Annotated in this window: 16 protein-coding genes; 10 read left to right on the top strand and 6 right to left on the bottom strand. The window is 65.8% G+C overall.

The genetic code is table 11. The annotated features are described in order from the left end of the window. Positions 1-32 precede the first annotated feature (32 nt). Positions 33-779, bottom strand: a complete 747-nt coding sequence (locus GR303_RS08315; RefSeq protein ID WP_161722408.1) for a competence/damage-inducible protein A — start codon at positions 777-779, stop codon at positions 33-35. 699 nt (positions 780-1,478) lie between these two features. Between GR303_RS08315 and sfsA the strand changes: the two genes are divergently transcribed. Beyond that, positions 1,479-2,198 (top strand): DNA/RNA nuclease SfsA, encoded by a 720-nt coding sequence (sfsA, locus tag GR303_RS08310; RefSeq protein ID WP_161722409.1) that lies wholly within the window; start codon positions 1,479-1,481, stop codon positions 2,196-2,198. A gap of 5 nt (positions 2,199-2,203) precedes the next feature. On the opposite strand, the gene GR303_RS08305 is transcribed toward sfsA, so the two are convergent. After that, positions 2,204-3,034 (bottom strand): FkbM family methyltransferase, encoded by an 831-nt coding sequence (locus tag GR303_RS08305; protein ID WP_161722410.1) that lies wholly within the window; start codon positions 3,032-3,034, stop codon positions 2,204-2,206. A gap of 142 nt (positions 3,035-3,176) precedes the next feature. Here GR303_RS08305 and map point away from each other — a divergent pair, with 142 nt between their 5' ends. From map to GR303_RS08290, 3 genes are all read left to right on the top strand, one after another. After that, entirely contained in the window at positions 3,177-3,986 is an 810-nt protein-coding gene (map, locus tag GR303_RS08300; RefSeq protein ID WP_161722411.1) for a type I methionyl aminopeptidase, read from the top strand. 106 nt (positions 3,987-4,092) lie between these two features. Then, entirely contained in the window at positions 4,093-4,776 is a 684-nt protein-coding gene (gene radC, locus GR303_RS08295; protein ID WP_161722412.1) for a RadC family protein, read from the top strand. 68 nt (positions 4,777-4,844) lie between these two features. Then, positions 4,845-5,285 (top strand): PRC-barrel domain-containing protein, encoded by a 441-nt coding sequence (locus GR303_RS08290; RefSeq protein WP_161722413.1) that lies wholly within the window; start codon positions 4,845-4,847, stop codon positions 5,283-5,285. Positions 5,286-5,327: 42 nt separating this feature from the next. Here the strand turns inward: GR303_RS08290 and GR303_RS08285 are convergent, their stop codons facing one another. Continuing rightward, positions 5,328-5,924, bottom strand: coding sequence for an exopolysaccharide biosynthesis protein (locus tag GR303_RS08285; RefSeq protein WP_161722414.1), 597 nt, complete (start codon positions 5,922-5,924; stop codon positions 5,328-5,330). 70 nt (positions 5,925-5,994) lie between these two features. Continuing rightward, a complete protein-coding gene (locus GR303_RS08280) occupies positions 5,995-6,264 on the bottom strand; it encodes an usg protein (protein ID WP_161722415.1) in 270 nt (89 codons plus the stop codon). Positions 6,265-6,470: 206 nt separating this feature from the next. On the opposite strand from GR303_RS08280, the gene GR303_RS08275 reads away from it, so the two are divergent. Continuing rightward, the gene (locus tag GR303_RS08275) at positions 6,471-7,319 is read left to right on the top strand and encodes a methionyl-tRNA formyltransferase (RefSeq protein ID WP_161722416.1); all 849 of its coding nucleotides are present in this window, start codon (positions 6,471-6,473) and stop codon (positions 7,317-7,319) included. A 153-nt stretch (positions 7,320-7,472) separates the two neighbouring features. Here GR303_RS08275 and GR303_RS08270 read toward each other — a convergent pair whose 3' ends face one another. Together GR303_RS08270 and GR303_RS08265 are read right to left on the bottom strand one after the other, a co-directional pair. Further along, a complete protein-coding gene (locus GR303_RS08270) occupies positions 7,473-8,981 on the bottom strand; it encodes an HWE histidine kinase domain-containing protein (protein WP_161722417.1) in 1,509 nt (502 codons plus the stop codon). Positions 8,982-9,447: 466 nt separating this feature from the next. After that, positions 9,448-9,975, bottom strand: a complete 528-nt coding sequence (locus GR303_RS08265) for a flavin reductase family protein (protein WP_161722418.1) — start codon at positions 9,973-9,975, stop codon at positions 9,448-9,450. Between the two features lie 301 nt (positions 9,976-10,276). Here GR303_RS08265 and GR303_RS08260 point away from each other — a divergent pair, with 301 nt between their 5' ends. From GR303_RS08260 to GR303_RS08240, 5 genes are read left to right on the top strand one after another with little or no spacing between them, the layout of a single operon-like run. Then, positions 10,277-11,197, top strand: coding sequence for a branched-chain amino acid ABC transporter permease (locus tag GR303_RS08260; protein WP_161722419.1), 921 nt, complete (start codon positions 10,277-10,279; stop codon positions 11,195-11,197). Positions 11,198-11,211: 14 nt separating this feature from the next. Continuing rightward, the gene (gene livM / locus GR303_RS08255) at positions 11,212-12,624 is read left to right on the top strand and encodes a high-affinity branched-chain amino acid ABC transporter permease LivM (protein WP_246205437.1); all 1,413 of its coding nucleotides are present in this window, start codon (positions 11,212-11,214) and stop codon (positions 12,622-12,624) included. Continuing rightward, positions 12,624-13,466 (top strand): ABC transporter ATP-binding protein, encoded by an 843-nt coding sequence (locus GR303_RS08250; protein ID WP_161722420.1) that lies wholly within the window; start codon positions 12,624-12,626, stop codon positions 13,464-13,466. The genes livM and GR303_RS08250 overlap by 1 nt, the downstream gene beginning before the upstream one ends. Beyond that, entirely contained in the window at positions 13,463-14,239 is a 777-nt protein-coding gene (locus GR303_RS08245) for an ABC transporter ATP-binding protein (RefSeq protein WP_161722421.1), read from the top strand. Before GR303_RS08250 ends, GR303_RS08245 begins: the two co-directional genes overlap by 4 nt. Continuing rightward, positions 14,239-14,601 carry a DUF6867 family protein gene (locus GR303_RS08240; protein WP_161722422.1) on the top strand — a complete coding sequence of 121 codons (363 nt, stop codon included), beginning with the start codon at positions 14,239-14,241 and terminating at the stop codon, positions 14,599-14,601. The genes GR303_RS08245 and GR303_RS08240 overlap by 1 nt, the downstream gene beginning before the upstream one ends. The last annotated feature ends 215 nt before the right edge of the window (positions 14,602-14,816 follow it).

The raw sequence follows: 14,816 nt of genomic DNA, 5'->3' as shown, positions 1-14,816 counted from the left end.
GCTCTTCTGGCTGGCGGTGGCGAGGATATGGGTTACAGGGGCGCCCGGTCGCCCTTGAGGCGACCGAGAAGATCACGGACGGCGGCGGCGGCCCCGGCAACCGCGTCAGGGTCCTTGCCCCGCACGACGATCTGGTTGCGAAAGCCGCTCGCCGAAAATGACGGGTAGGACCCGATGGAGACGCTCGGGAACGACGTGGCGACCTGGCCGAGGCCCTCGGCATAGATGCCTTCGGCGAGCCCCTCCGCCTCGATGGTCTCGATGATCATGCGTGCGCCGGTCTCCAGGGTCGGCGCGATGTTGTCGAGCATGGCCTGCATGATGGAGGGCACGCCGGCCATCACGAAGACATTGCCGATGCGGAAGCCGGGTGCCTTGGAGACCGGGTTCTCGATGAGGCTGGCCCCGTCGGGGATCCGGGCCATGCGCAGCCGGGCCTCGTTCAGCTCCTCCGGCGTGTAGCGCTCCTTCAGCATGGCGACCGCCCGAGGATCGTGGGCGATCCCGACGCCGAAGGCCTTGGCGATGCAGTCGGCGGTGATGTCGTCATGGGTCGGGCCGATGCCGCCGGTGGTGAAGAGATAGGTGTAGCGGTGGCGCAGGGCGTTGACCGCGGCCACGATCTCCTCCTCCACGTCCGGCACCACCCGCACCTCCCGCAGGTCGACGCCGATCCCGGTCAGGTACTCGGCGATGTAGCCGATGTTCTTGTCCTTGGTGCGGCCCGTGAGGATCTCATCGCCGATGATGAGGAGGGCGGCTGTGACGGAGGTGGCCATGCGCAGCGATCCTTTTGGGGGCCTTTAGCCTCAGAGACGGCAATTCTCAAGCGCATGCAAGAGTTCATCCCCGGCCTTGCGTTTCTCTCCATGCTCTTCACCGTCATCGCCTGACCGGCTCCGGGAACGGCCATGACCGGGGTCGATGTCGCAGATCCAGCGCCTTCGGGCCCGCAGCGTGAGCTGCGAGCCGTCAGGGGAGATCGAGGGTGGCGTGTCGTGCAGCCCGGCTCGATGGATAATGGTGGAAGGTGAAGAGCCGAACTGCTCGTCACGCGCGGTTCTTTTCAGGCGGACCTCCTGCGGCAGCGCCCAGGGTCGGCCTCCCGCGACCACAGGCGTGCGAGGCCTGCGGCGGGACCGCGCCCCGTCCCGCATCTGCGACGCCTCGCGAGCGCGCCCCTCACCGGACGAGGATGAGCCATGATATAGCCGAGCTTAGAGCAGAAGTCAAGAACAAAGTGAGAACATTGCACATCCCCACACCCGCACCTGGCCCTCTCCCCGCTGCGGGAGAGGGTTAGGGAGCTGTGCCCAAGACCCGGTGGGGGAGTCCGTGGGGGTTCCATCGCGCCGAGTGCGCGAGCAATCCCCTCTCCCGGCCTCGCGGCCGCCACGGACAACACGGATGCAGGCCGGGTTGAAGACAGGGCTTCTCCCCTGCTACCAGGGATTTTTGCAGCCGAATGTTGGTTTTGAATGCGTTTTCAGGAAACCCTGCTCGCGGGTCGTCTCATCGAGCGTTACAAGCGATTTCTGGCCGACGTGGAGCTCGACAGCGGCGAGGTGGTGACCGCCCACTGCGCCAATCCCGGCGCCATGATGGGCCTGAAGGAGCCCGGCAGCCGGGTCTTTCTGTCCCGGGCCTCGAACCCGAACCGCAAGCTCAAGTATAATTGGGAATTCGTGGAGGTCGCGGCCGGCGGCGGGCCCCTCCAGCTCATCGGCATCAACACCTCCCGCCCCAACCTGCTCGTGGCCGAGGCCTTGCAGGAGGGGCGGCTTGCCCCCTTCGCGGGTTATGACCGGGTCCGGCCGGAGGTGAAGTACGGCCGCAACAGCCGGGTCGACTTCCTGCTGGAGAAGAACGGGGAAGCGCCCTGCTACCTGGAGGTCAAGAACTGCCACCTCATGCGCGAGGCGGGCTTCGCCGAATTTCCGGATTGCGTGGCCGCCCGCAGCGCGAAGCATCTCTACGAACTCGCCGACATGGCCGCGCAGGGCGCCAGGGCCGCCCTCGTCTACGTGATCCAGATGGACGCCGAGCGCTTCGACGTCGCCCGCGATATCGACCCGGCCTACGACAAGGCCTTCCGGCACGCCCTCGCCTCGGGCGTGGAGTCCTATGCCTATGCCTGCCGGATCACGCCGGAAGAGGTGACGATCGACCGGCCCGTGAGGATCGTGACGCCCCGTTGAGGCGCTCAGGAGCGCTCGAACACCAGGTTCATCTTGGTTTCGAGGATCTGCCGGTAACCCCTGTCCTTCAGGAGCTTGACCACGTCGATCTGCCAGCGCTCGGGCACGTTGGCCACGATGAAGATCGACGGGTGGAGCGAGGCCGGCGCATCCCGGAAGAAGGGGTCGAGCACCAGGTCCTCCGCCCCCTCCACGTCCAGCTTGATCGCGTCCACCCGGGTCAGCCCCTCCCGGTTCAGGAGGTCGAGCAGGGTCACGGCGGGGACGCGGATCGCGTCCGTCTGGCTGGAATTCACGATCTTCAGGCTCGCCTCGCCCCGGTTGAGCGGGTCGAGGAACAGGGTGAGCTCGCCCGTCTTGTCGGCCACGGCGCAGTCCACCGCCTTGATGGTGCAGGAGGGGTTCTGGCGGATGTTGTAGATCAGGCGGTCGAAGATTTCCGGCTGCGGCTCCACGGCGAGGATCCGGATCGAGACGTCGGGCCCCGCTTCGCGGGCCAGGAACAGGGCATACCAGCCCACGTTCGAGCCCACGTCGATGAAGGTGAAGCCGTCCCGCACCTTCGAGGTGAGGATCCTGAGTTCGTCGGCATCGAAATATTGCGGGGTGAAGAGGATCCGGCGCTCGCAGACGTTCTTGTACGGGTACAGCCGCATGCGCACGCCGAAGGTCTCGAGGTCGAGCGGCAGCCCCTTGAGCATCTTCATCGCCAGGTGGCGCAGCATCAGGGCCAGCCGGCGGCCGGCCCATCCCTCGGGCAACCCGCGCGTGCGGTCGATCACCCAACGGGTGAGGCCTGAAGGCGCAAAATCGCCGAAGGGGCGAGAATCATGCATTACCGAGAAATCCGGACCCGCGCAGTGAATGAACAGGGTTGCTCATGACACCCTCGGGCGCCGATCGCAAGCGGGGCATAAGGTCTTTGCTTGCTTCGCGCGCCGCGATCCTTACATTCCCGGCAGCAGACAAGGATCGAGCATGACCGACACCGACGTTGTGGAACGCAAGCGCGCCGCCGAGATCCCGATTCACGGGCCCGAGGCCTTCGAGGGCATGCGGCGGGCCGGGCGCATGGTGGCCGAGTGCCTGGACATGCTCACGGAGCACGTGAAGCCCGGCATCACCACCGAGTTCCTGGACAGGCTCGCCTTCGACTTCATCCGCGACCATGGCGCCTATCCGGCCTGCCTGCACTACCGCGGCTACACCAAGACGATCTGCACCTCGATCAACCACGTGGTCTGCCACGGCATCCCCAACGACAAGCCCCTGCGCGAGGGGGACATCATGAATGTCGACGTCACCCTGATCCTGGACGGGTGGCACGGGGATTCGAGCCGCATGTACTATGTGGGCGAGGTTCCCCGGCGGGCGCAGCGCCTGTGCGAGATCACCTACGAGTGCCTGCTGCGCGGAATCGCGGCCGTGCGCCCCGGCGCGACCACCAACGACATCGGCGCGGCGATCCAGTCCTACGCGGAGGCCGAGCGCTGCTCCGTCGTGCGCGACTTCTGCGGCCATGGCATCGGGCGGGTCTTCCACGACTCGCCGACGATCCTCCACTACGTGGAGCCGTCCTACAACGTGGAATTGAAGCCCGGCATGTTCTTCACCATCGAGCCCATGATCAACTTGGGCCGGCCGCAGGTGAAGGTGCTCTCCGACGGCTGGACCGCCGTGACCCGCGACCGCTCCCTCTCGGCCCAGTTCGAGCACATGGTGGGCGTGACGGAGACCGGGGTCGAGGTCTTCACCTACTCGCCCAAGGGTCTGGACAAGCCGTCCTGAAGCCCGGCAAGGCACTAGCCTGCCCCATCGCCTCTGGCCTAAAAGGTAACAATGATGCTCCGGGATCTCCCCGAGGGCACGTTGAGGGCAGGAAGCACGGGCGGGCATGAGCGACGACCTTCCGCATTACCATGGCCATCGCGACCGGCTGCGCGCCCGCTTCATGGAGGTGGGCGGCGATGCGCTGCCGGATTACGAACTCCTGGAACTCGTGCTCTTCCGCTCCATCCCGCGCCGGGACGTGAAGCCCATCGCCAAGGAGCTGCTCAAGCGCTTCGGCACCTTCGCCGAGGTGCTGGCGGCGTCGCCTTCCCGGCTCATGGAGGTGGACGGGATCGGCGAGAGCGTGGTCACGGACCTGAAGATCGTCGAGGCCTCCGCCCGGCGCCTGGCCAAGGGCGAGGTCGCCAAGCGGCCGGTCCTGTCCTCCTGGTCGTCCGTGCTCGACTATTGCCGCACCGCCATGGCCTTCATGGACAAGGAGCAGTTCCGCCTGCTCTTCCTCGACAAGCGCAACGCGCTCATCGCCGACGAGGTGCAGCAATCGGGCACCGTCGACCACACGCCGGTCTATCCGCGCGAGGTGGTCAAGCGGGCCCTCGAACTTTCCGCCTCCGCGCTCGTCCTCGTCCACAATCACCCCTCCGGCGACCCGACGCCCTCCGCCGCCGACATCAAGATGACCCGCGAGATCATCGAGGTCGCCAGGCCTCTGGGCATCACCGTGCACGACCACATCATCGTCGGCCGCGAAGGCCATGCGAGCCTGAAGGGCCTGCGGCTCATCTGAGCTTGACCGCAGAACCAAGCCCGCCCGGTTGCGTTACACCTGCACCGAAACGCAATGGGAGATCGTTGATGAAAACCTTGATGACCGCGAGCCTGCTCGCCTCCACCCTGCTCGCCTCTGCCGCGCTGGCCCAGTCCACCTCGGGCTCCGCAGGCTTCATCACCCGTCTCGAGCCGGGCCAGATGCTGGCCTCGAAGATCATGGACGAAGAGGTGCTCGGCGCCAACAACGAGGACATCGGCGACGTGGAGGATCTGGTGCTCGACCGTGACGGCCGCGTGGTGGCCCTCGTCGTCGAGGTGGAGGAAGGCCTCGGCGACCGCACGGTGGCCCTGCCCCTGAGCGCGGTCCGGATGGGTGCCGGCGACGTCGCGGCAACGGGCTCCGTCCAGAACCAGGGCCAGGCGGGCGGCGCCTCCGCAGCGCGGAATTCCGACGACGTCCGGATCATGGTCACCATGCCGGTCGATCAGCTCAAGTCGGCGCCTGAGTTCGACGACAACGACTGACCTTGCAGCGTCTGCGGCCGCCCGGCGCGGCCGCAGGCTCCCTCACATGAGCGTGTCGATCCCGGTGAAGATCGCGTAGACGAAGCCGAGGCTCAGCGTCAGGCCGACGGAGCCGATCAGGAGGCCGCCCACCACCACGAGGCCGTCGCGCTCGACCAGCCCCAGCCCCACGAGGCACACGGCCAGGCCCAGCGGGATCTGCCCGACGAAGGGCGGCGCGAAGAGAAGCCCCAGCGACAGGACAAGGACGACCGCGCCCATGAGGCGCATGGCCACGGGCGTGTCGAGGAAGGTCATGCGCGGGCGCGAGATGCGCTCCAGGCGCCGGAAGGCGGGAACGGCGCGGCCCACCGCCCGCTCCACGTCCGTGCGGGCGACCGAGCGGTTCATGAGCTGGCGCGGCAGCCAGGGCGAATCCCGTCCGAAGACGATCTGGATCGCAACCAGCGCCAGCAGGAGGCCGCAGACCAGCGGGATCGGCGGCGGCATGGGCAGGCAGTTGGGCAGGCCGAGCAGGACGATGAGCAGCGCGAAGGCCCTGTCCTGGAGCACCGCCATGATCTCGCGCACGGTCAGTCGCTCCCCTGGCTGGGATGCGAGGGCGAGCAGGATTTGGGAGGTGCGTGCGTTGGAAAACAAGGAGCCCTGGCAGGTTCGAGGATGCTCAGGGCGCCTCTCTACCCGACTTGGGCTCCCGGGCCAAGGCTTCTCAATGAATGTTGATCTCGCCCTGGACCGCGCGGAACTCGGCAGGCCGGATCAGCTGGGCATGGGTGATCGTCACCGAGTGCAGGGGCCCGGCGAGTTCCCGCTTCCAGAACTCGAGGAAGTCGATCAGCACGGGAAAGCGCGGGGCCAGGTCGTATTCCTGCCAGATATAGGTTTGCAGGAAGGTCGGATGGTCGGGCATCCGGTAGAGGATCTTGGCGGTCGTGAGCCCGTAGCCTTCCATCTGGCGGATGAAATCCTTCGATACCATGCGAACTCCTTCTCAAGCCCGGTCGAGCCTTGAGGACAGGCGTCCGCCCCGACGGCACAGGCGGTTTCCTGCCCTATGCTCAAGGCTAAATCTTGAGTGCAGTTCGAGGTTCCCGCAAGTGAATGGACTTGCACATCCCCGCGATCTTGCGTTGATTGCTCGGATCAGAGCCTGATCGGAAGCATCGCGGAAGGAGAGCACCGGGAATGCGTTTCGCCTTCGCCGGAATCGATTTTCTCGGAGATGTTTTCGAGACGCTGCTCGCCAAGGGCTGGGAGCCCGTCAAGCTCTTCAGCCGCCCCTGCGACGGCATCTACGACTTCAACGACGTGACGCTCGCCCGCGCCCGCTCCTTGAGGCTGCCGGTGCAGATGTCGCGCATCCTGCCCGCCGACCTCGCAGGCCTGAAGGCCATGGACTGCGATGTCCTCGTGGTGGCGGGCTACCCGTGGCTGATCACCGGCTGGGAGCGCCACCTTCCCTACGCCGTCAACTTCCACCCCTCGCCCCTGCCCCTGGGCCGCGGGCCCTATCCGCTGTTCCAGGCGATCCTGGACGATCTCCAGGAATGGGGCATGACCGTCCATGCCCTCGAGCCCGCCTTCGACACCGGCGCGATCCTCGCCCAGAAGCGCTTTCCCTTGAGCCGGGCCGAGACGCACGACACGCTGCTCGCCAAGTGCCAGATGGCGGCCAAGGCCATTGCGGCGGAACTGGCCGAGGACCTGCCGCGGCTCTGGCGGGAGGCGGCGCCGCAGGGGCCGGGCACCTACTGGCCCCGGGTCACCCAGAGCCAGCGCTCGGTGGACTGGACCGGCCGCGTGCAGGATGTGCTTCGGACGATCCGCGCCTTCGGCTCCATCGAGGCCTTCGCCCAGATCGATTCCCGCTATGTTTACGTGTGGGAGGCCACGGGGTGGGAGGAGCCGCACCGCTACAGGCCCGGCACCCTCGTCCACCGGCATCGCAGGCACCTGGTCGCCGCTGCCAGTGACGGCTTCGTCCAGATCAGCGGGTGGAGCCCCTATGCTCCGGGGCCTTCGCGGAGATCCTGAGCACGGGCCGCCGCTAGCGCCGGCGCCTGATCATCTTCCAGGCCTGCCGGAGGATGAAGAGGTTTCTGATGAGCTTGAGCATCGCCGTTTCCTTGAAAAGCCATATGCCTCTCAAGGGCGCGGCGGGCCCGATGGTTCCAAGGGCGGGATCCTTCAGGCGAGAGGAGCGCTTACGGAGCAGACGACCCCATCCGGACGAAACTCGATGCGCGCCTCGCCGTTCAGCTCCCGCGCCAGGCTCCGCTCGATGAGGCGGGAGCCGAAGCCCTGATGGGTGGGCGGCCGGACGGCCGGCCCGCCGCTTTCCTCCCAGCGCAGGCAGAGACGAGGCGACGGCCCGGCCTCCTCGACCGACCAGGCCACCAGAACCCGGCCCTGCGGGCTGGAGAGCGCCCCGTACTTCACCGCATTGGTGGCGAGCTCCTGCAGGGCCATCGACAGGGCAAGCGCCACCCGCGGCAGCAGGCGGAGCTCGGGCCCTCTCATCTCCAGGCGGTTCCGGTTCTGGCCGGCATAGGGGGCAAGCGCCTGGGCGACGATCTCCCGGATGTTGGCCCCCTCCCAGTTTTCCTGGGTGAGCACGTCATGCGCCCTGGCGAGGGCGATCAGCCGCTCCTCGAAGGCTCCCTTCGCCTCCTGCATGGTGCGGGCGTTGCGCAGGGTCTGGGAAGCGATGGACTGGACCGTGGCGAGGGTGTTCTTGACCCGGTGGTTCAGCTCATGGATCAGGAGCGTGCGCTGCTCCTCGGCCTGCATGCGGTCGGTGATGTCGCGCTGGATGCCCCAGAGCCGCCTGAGCCCGCCGTTCTCGACCACCCCGATCATGCTGTTGGCAAAATGCTTCAGGTTCCCGGCGGCATCGTGCTCCGTCGATTCCACGTCCGTCACGCTGTATCCCGCGCGGATGATCCCTTCGAGATAGGCCCTCGCGGCCGGGTCGGAGGCGGGGAGCGGAAAGTCGAGGGTCTTGCCGATGAGATCCTCGGCGCGGGCAAGCCCGTACATGCGCGCCATGGCATCGTTGCAATCGACGAAGCGCCCGTCCCGATAGGCGCGGTCGATCTGCTCTTCCACCGACAGGGATGTATCGAGCGGCGGATCGAATTCCAGGAGCCAGATGCCTTCCGAGCTGTGCGCAACGAAGGAGCGGTAGCGCTCTTCGCTCTCGCGGGTGCCCGTCTCGACCCGCCGGCCAGCAGTGGAATCCGCGAAAACCCCGATGATGCTCTCCGCACGGCCCTCGGCTTTGCATGCCGCATCGCCCATGGCCGTCACGATTCGTGTGGCGCCGTCCGGGTGCAGCATCCTGAAGCTGACGTCGAGGCGGGAATGCCCGTCGGCGCATGCCCGCACCGAATCATGCACCCCGGACAGGTCGTCCGGGTGGATGCGGCCGAGCACCTCCTGCACGGAATGCCCCTCGCCGGGCTCGAACCCGAAGATCTCCCGGCTTCTCTCGTCGAGACGCACCTCGCTGGTGAGCAGGCTCCACTCGAACGTGCCGAGCCCCGCAATTGCGAGGGCTGCCGCGCGGCGGGCACTGCCACCGTCGACCTCATCCCCTGGCCGAGCTGCCGACACCGACTTGGAAGGAGGCGATGCGACCGGCTTGTCGGCTTTCTGGGATCGGGACGATGCCTCCCGTGCGCCGAGTTTGTTCACGGCCCGTCTGCCTGCTGACCGGCCGCCGTCGCTGCGGAACTTGCGAGCGCAGGGATCTGTCGCGTTCCTTCCCTTCCGCGGAATCTTCTGGAGGAGGATCGGAACGGAACGGACGGCATTACGGCTGCGGAATCATCTGAAACTGTCGAACTCGCCAACATCCCTGCCCCAGCTCTTTAGATGACGACCGTAATGCAAACAAGACACCATGAAACAGGCAAGACTTCAATGAGGATCTGGCGCAACCCGCTCCGGAGACAACTCCTGGGCAGAGATATTCCGTATCGTTCCGAAGGCCCTCCGCTCCCGCGCGCCTTGGCCTTACGAAAGGCAAATTGCTTTGGAACCAAGCCACCCAGTCCGCATTACCTTCCGAGAAGGCCGCGCCCCATGGTCTTCGAGACCCCAAAGCCCTCCATGTGCCCCCGTGGAGGGCTTTTCCTTTCCAGAAGCCGCTCCCGCAGCCTCAGAGCGCGTGGTAGTGCCGCTCCCTGTAGACGAGAGCGGGCTCCTGCCGTCCGAGCCGGATCCGGACGATTTCCCCGATGATCACGTTATGGGTCGCAACGACGCGGGCATCGCTGATGCGGCAGTCGAAGGACACGAGCCCCGAGACCAGGGCCGGCGATCCGGTCGCGAGCTTGTCCCATTCCCCCTTCGTGAAGCGTTCCTGCCCGTGAAGGCCGGCCCGTCCGGCAAAGATATCCGCCAGGGCAAGATCGGCCATGCTCAGGGTGTTCACGCAGAAGACCCGGTTCGCCAGGAGCGCCTGGGCCGAGCGGGATGCGGTGTTGACGCAGACGAGGAGCGAGGCCGGGCTGTCCGTGACCGGCGTGACCGCCGTCGCCGTGAACCCCGCGCGGCCGGCCATGCCGTCCGTGGTGACGATGTGCACCGCGCCGGCGACGCGGCTCATGCCCTCCCGGAACAGCGCGGCGTCAGGGGCGGCAGCGCCGGTGGCGGCTGAAGGGGAAGGGGCTTGGCTCTTCAACATCGTCATCCAGACAAGCCTCTTCACACTCTTTGCGGGCGGAACACAAGGCCGTTCATGGGCCATATGGTCCCTCGCCCCTGCCTTGGGAAGCGGCCGCGCAGGCGCCCGAGCCCCTCTTCGACCAATGGCTGCCCCGAATTCCATTAAATGGGGTGATAGGAATCTTAACAGTACGTTGTCGAATGAAAATCCGTTTGCTAAAGGCACCAGCACCTTACGTCAGGGTTGGCGATGTTCATGCATCGTGCTTTCCTGCGGTGTTTCCCAAGAATGACCCCTTCCAGAGGGGCAAGGGTAGGACATGGAAATCTTTGTGCAGCAGCTCATCAACGGGCTGACTCTAGGGTCGATCTACGGCCTCATCGCCATCGGCTACACGATGGTCTTCGGCATCATCGGCATGGTGAACTTCGCCCACGGCGACGTCTTCATGCTCTCGGCCTTCATCTCGCTCATCTTCTTCCTGATCCTGACCACCTGGCTCGGGATCTCCTCCGTCGCGCTGGCGCTGCTCATCGTGCTCGTCATCGCGATGGCGCTCACCTCCCTGTGGGGCTGGGCCATCGAGCGCATCGCCTACCGGCCCCTGCGCGGCTCCTTCCGCCTCGCCCCGCTGATCTCGGCCATCGGCGTCTCGATCTTCCTGTCCAACTTCGTCCAGGTCTCTCAGGGCGCCCGCAACAAGCCGACGCCCCCGATGGTGCAGGACGTGATCGTGCTGTTCCAGGGCGCGAGCGGCTACAATGTCGCGCTCTCCTACAAGCAGATCATCATCATGATCGTGACGGCGGTGCTGCTGACGATCTTCTGGTACCTGGTTCAGAAGACGTCGCTGGGCCGCGCCCAGCGCGCCTGCGAGCAGGACCGCAAGATGGCGGCGCTGCTCGGCATCAACGTGGACAGGACGATCTCGCTCACCTTCGTCATCGGCGCCGCCCTCGCCTCCGTCGCAGGCACCATGTATCTGCTGTACTATGGCGTCGTGAGCTTCAACGACGGCTTCGTGCCGGGCGTGAAGGCCTTTACGGCCGCGGTTCTCGGAGGCATCGGCTCGCTGCCGGGTGCGGTTCTGGGCGGGCTGATCATCGGCCTCATCGAGACCTTCTGGTCGGCCTACTTCTCCATCGAGTACAAGGACGTGGCCGCGTTCTCGATCCTCGCCATCGTCCTCATCTTCATGCCCTCCGGCATTCTCGGACGGCCTGAGGTCGAGAAGGTCTAGGGAGCTTAAGAGCCATGAACGCTCCTTCCATCACCACCGCGGCCCAGACCCAGGCCGTGACCCGCAGCTTCGATCTGAACGCGGCCCTCAAGGACGCCTTCAAGACGACCCTGATCACGTTGGGCCTGTCGATCCCGATCCTGGCCTACAGGACGGATCAGGCCGGCGCCGACCTGTTCCTCACCCCCCGCTGGGGCCTGGTGGCGATCGTCTGCGCCATCGTGTTCGGCCTGCGTCTCGTTCTGCATGCCTTCACGGCCTCCAGGGCCTACGGCAAGGCGACGCCCAGCGCGCGCCAGGCGACCGAGGCGGTCCATGCGACCCCCAGCGCCTTCCAGCACGTGTCGCGCTTCGCGTTGCCCATGTTCCTGGGCGTGGCGCTGTTCTTCCCGCTCATCATCTACCTGATCCAGGGCGGCCTCACCGAATCCCGCTACTGGGTGGATCTGGGCATCCTGATCCTCACCTACGTGATGCTCGGCTGGGGCCTCAACATCGTGGTGGGCCTCGCCGGCCTGCTCGACCTGGGCTATGTCGCCTTCTACGCGGTCGGGGCCTACACCTATGCCCTGCTCTCGACCACCTTCGGCCTGTCGTTCTGGATCTGCCTGCCGCTCGCCGGCATTCTCGCCGCCTTCTGGGGCATGATCCTGGGCTTTCCGGTGCTGCGCCTGCGCGGCGATTATCTCGCCATCGTGACACTCGCCTTCGGCGAGATCATCCGCCTCGTGCTCATCAACTGGGTGGACGTGACAGGGGGCGGCGCCGGCATCTCCTCGATCCCGCGTGCAACCTTCTTCGGCATCCCGTTCACGGCTGGCGAAGGCGGCTTTGCGCAAACCTTCGGGCTTGAATTCAACAGCATGCACCGGATGATCTTCTTCTACTATCTCATCCTGGCGCTGGCGCTCATCACCAATTTCGTCACCATGCGCCTGCGCAAGCTGCCCGTGGGCCGCGCCTGGGAGGCGCTGCGCGAGGATGAGATCGCCTGCCGGTCGCTGGGCATCAACACCACCAACACCAAGCTGACGGCCTTCGCCATCGGCGCCATGTTCGGCGGCTTCGCCGGTTCGTTCTTCGCGGTCCGCCAGGGCTTCGTCTCCCCGGAAAGCTTCAACTTCCTGGAATCGGCGATCATCCTGGCCATCGTGGTTCTGGGCGGCATGGGCTCGCAGATCGGCGTGGCGATCGCCGCCATCGTGCTGGTCGGCGGCCCCGAGATCCTGCGCAACCTGACCTTCCTGCAATCCGTCTTCGGTGCGGGCTTCGATCCGAACGAGTACCGCCTGCTGCTCTTCGGCATCGGCATGGTGGCCATGATGGTCTGGCGTCCGCGCGGCCTGATCTCGGAACGCGAACCCTCGGTGATCTTGAAAGAGCGCAAGGCCATTTCCGGCTCGCTCGTGAAGGAAGGACACGGCTAATGCGCTGGCTGCAGGATCCCATCCTCGACGTACAGCATCTCACGATGCGCTTCGGCGGCCTCGTGGCCGTCAACGACCTCTCGTTCAAGGCCGGGCGCGGCGACATCACCGCGCTCATCGGCCCGAACGGGGCGGGCAAGACCACGGTCTTCAACTGCATCACGGGCTTCTACAAGCCGACGGAGGGCATGGTCGCCCTGCGCAAGCCCGACGGGTCGCACCTGCTCCTGGAGCGGCTGCCGGGCTACGACATCAACTGGAAGGGCAAGGTCGCCCGCACCTTCCAGAACATCCGCCTGTTCTCCGGCATGACCCTGCTCGAGAACCTGCTGGTGGCGCAGCACAACCCCCTGATGATCGCCTCCGGCTTCACCTTCATGGGCGTGCTCGGCATCGGCGGCTATCGCAAGGCCGAGAAGGAGGCGATCGAGAAGGCCAAGTTCTGGCTCGAGAAGACCCGTCTCATCCACCGGGCCGACGAACCGGCCGGCGACCTGCCCTACGGCGACCAGCGCCGCCTGGAGATCGCCCGCGCCATGTGCACCGACCCGCTCCTGCTCTGCCTGGACGAGCCGGCGGCCGGCCTCAACCCCCGCGAGTCCCTGGAGCTCAACCAGCTCCTGCTGTCGATCCGCAAGGATCACGGCACCTCGATCCTGCTGATCGAGCACGACATGTCGGTGGTGATGGAGATCTCGGACCACGTCGTGGTGCTGGATTACGGCGTCAAGATCTCGGACGGCTCGCCCTCCGAGGTAAGGAGCGATCCGAAGGTCATCGCCGCCTATCTCGGCGTGGCCGATGACGAGGTCGAGAAGGTCGAAGCGGAGATCGGCGCATGAGCACCGCTGGAGCAAACATCGCGATGCAGAATCCCCAGGCCTCCACCTCCCGCCAGCCGCTTCTGAGCGTGCGCGGCGTGAAGACCTATTACGGCAACATCATCGCCCTCAAGGGCGTCGACATGGACGTCAACGAGGGCGAGATCGTCACCCTGATCGGCGCCAACGGGGCCGGCAAGTCGACGCTGATGATGACGATCTTCGGCAACCCGCGGGCCCGGGAGGGAACGATCACCTACCAGGGGCAGGACATCACCCGGATGCCCACCCACGAGATCGCCCGCCTGTCGATCGCGCAATCTCCGGAAGGCCGGCGCATCTTCCCGCGCATGACCGTCTACGAGAACCTGCAGATGGGCGCCTCCATGAACAATCTGCAGTACTTCGACCAGGATCTGGAGCGGGTCTGCACCCTGTTCCCGCGCCTGAAGGAGCGCCTGCAGCAGCGCGGCGGCACCCTCTCGGGCGGCGAGCAGCAGATGCTGGCCATCGCCCGCGCTCTCATGAGCCGGCCGAAGCTCCTCCTCCTGGACGAGCCGTCGCTGGGCCTGGCGCCCCTGATCGTCAAGCAGATCTTCCAGATCATCAAGGAGCTCAACGAGAGGGACGGCATGACCGTCTTCCTCGTGGAGCAGAACGCCTATCACGCCCTCAAGCTGGCCCATCGCGGCTACGTGATGGTGACGGGCAACATCACCATGAGCGGCACCGGCAAGGATCTGCTCAACGATCCTCAGGTCCGCGCAGCCTATCTCGAAGGGGGGCATCACTGATGCAGGGCATCCTCTACGAAGAGCCGTCCTTCTGGCTCTTCCTTCTCATCACCGTGATCATGGGCGGCTGGGCAGCCTGGATGACCGGGCGGGCCATCGCCCTCACCTGGCGTCCGTTCTGGACCCTGATCGTCTACCTGTTCATCCTCGGCGCGGCCGTGCGCTTCATCCACTTCGCCCTGTTCGGCGGGACCCTGCTGTCGATCCACTACTACGCGGTCGATACCATCGTGCTCCTGATCATCGGGGCGCTCGGCTTCCAGTATCGCCGCGCCCGGATGATGACCACCCAGTACCGCTGGCTCTACGAGCGGACCGGTCCGTTTTCCTGGCGGGAAAAGGCGTCTGCGACCAAGGGCTAATGCAGGGGCGGCGCCCGGAGAGGCGCCTTTAAGAAGACGGAGCATCGGATTGATTCCAAAAGCGATTTCGGCTTTTGGGCCCGATGCTCCGGCAAAAAAGATTCCCAGGTGACATCCGCTCAAAAACCGGCATGATGTTGCCTTGGATGACGGGTCTCCCGTCAAACCGGCCCCGAAGGAAGGGGGCCTATAAAACCACCCAGAGGAGTGACCTC

It is taken from the genome of Microvirga arsenatis (genome assembly GCF_009910705.1).
In the GTDB taxonomy this organism is placed as follows: Bacteria; Pseudomonadota; Alphaproteobacteria; order Rhizobiales; family Beijerinckiaceae; genus Microvirga; species Microvirga arsenatis.
The sequence above is the reverse complement of the archived record's forward strand: the minus strand, read 5'-3'. Positions and strand labels throughout refer to the sequence as shown.

What these genes read in the sequence shown, in the direction of transcription:
- GR303_RS08315 (WP_161722408.1), bottom strand. Translation starts at nt 779, where the DNA reads ATGGCCACCTCCGTCACAGCCGCCCTCCTCATCATCGGCGATGAGATC.
- sfsA (WP_161722409.1), top strand. Translation starts at nt 1,479, where the DNA reads ATGCGTTTTCAGGAAACCCTGCTCGCGGGTCGTCTCATCGAGCGTTAC.
- GR303_RS08305 (WP_161722410.1), bottom strand. Translation starts at nt 3,034, where the DNA reads ATGCATGATTCTCGCCCCTTCGGCGATTTTGCGCCTTCAGGCCTCACC.
- map (WP_161722411.1), top strand. Translation starts at nt 3,177, where the DNA reads ATGACCGACACCGACGTTGTGGAACGCAAGCGCGCCGCCGAGATCCCG.
- radC (WP_161722412.1), top strand. Translation starts at nt 4,093, where the DNA reads ATGAGCGACGACCTTCCGCATTACCATGGCCATCGCGACCGGCTGCGC.
- GR303_RS08290 (WP_161722413.1), top strand. Translation starts at nt 4,845, where the DNA reads ATGAAAACCTTGATGACCGCGAGCCTGCTCGCCTCCACCCTGCTCGCC.
- GR303_RS08280 (WP_161722415.1), bottom strand. Translation starts at nt 6,264, where the DNA reads ATGGTATCGAAGGATTTCATCCGCCAGATGGAAGGCTACGGGCTCACG.
- GR303_RS08275 (WP_161722416.1), top strand. Translation starts at nt 6,471, where the DNA reads ATGCGTTTCGCCTTCGCCGGAATCGATTTTCTCGGAGATGTTTTCGAG.
- GR303_RS08265 (WP_161722418.1), bottom strand. Translation starts at nt 9,975, where the DNA reads ATGTTGAAGAGCCAAGCCCCTTCCCCTTCAGCCGCCACCGGCGCTGCC.
- GR303_RS08260 (WP_161722419.1), top strand. Translation starts at nt 10,277, where the DNA reads ATGGAAATCTTTGTGCAGCAGCTCATCAACGGGCTGACTCTAGGGTCG.
- livM (WP_246205437.1), top strand. Translation starts at nt 11,212, where the DNA reads ATGAACGCTCCTTCCATCACCACCGCGGCCCAGACCCAGGCCGTGACC.
- GR303_RS08250 (WP_161722420.1), top strand. Translation starts at nt 12,624, where the DNA reads ATGCGCTGGCTGCAGGATCCCATCCTCGACGTACAGCATCTCACGATG.
- GR303_RS08245 (WP_161722421.1), top strand. Translation starts at nt 13,463, where the DNA reads ATGAGCACCGCTGGAGCAAACATCGCGATGCAGAATCCCCAGGCCTCC.
- GR303_RS08240 (WP_161722422.1), top strand. Translation starts at nt 14,239, where the DNA reads ATGCAGGGCATCCTCTACGAAGAGCCGTCCTTCTGGCTCTTCCTTCTC.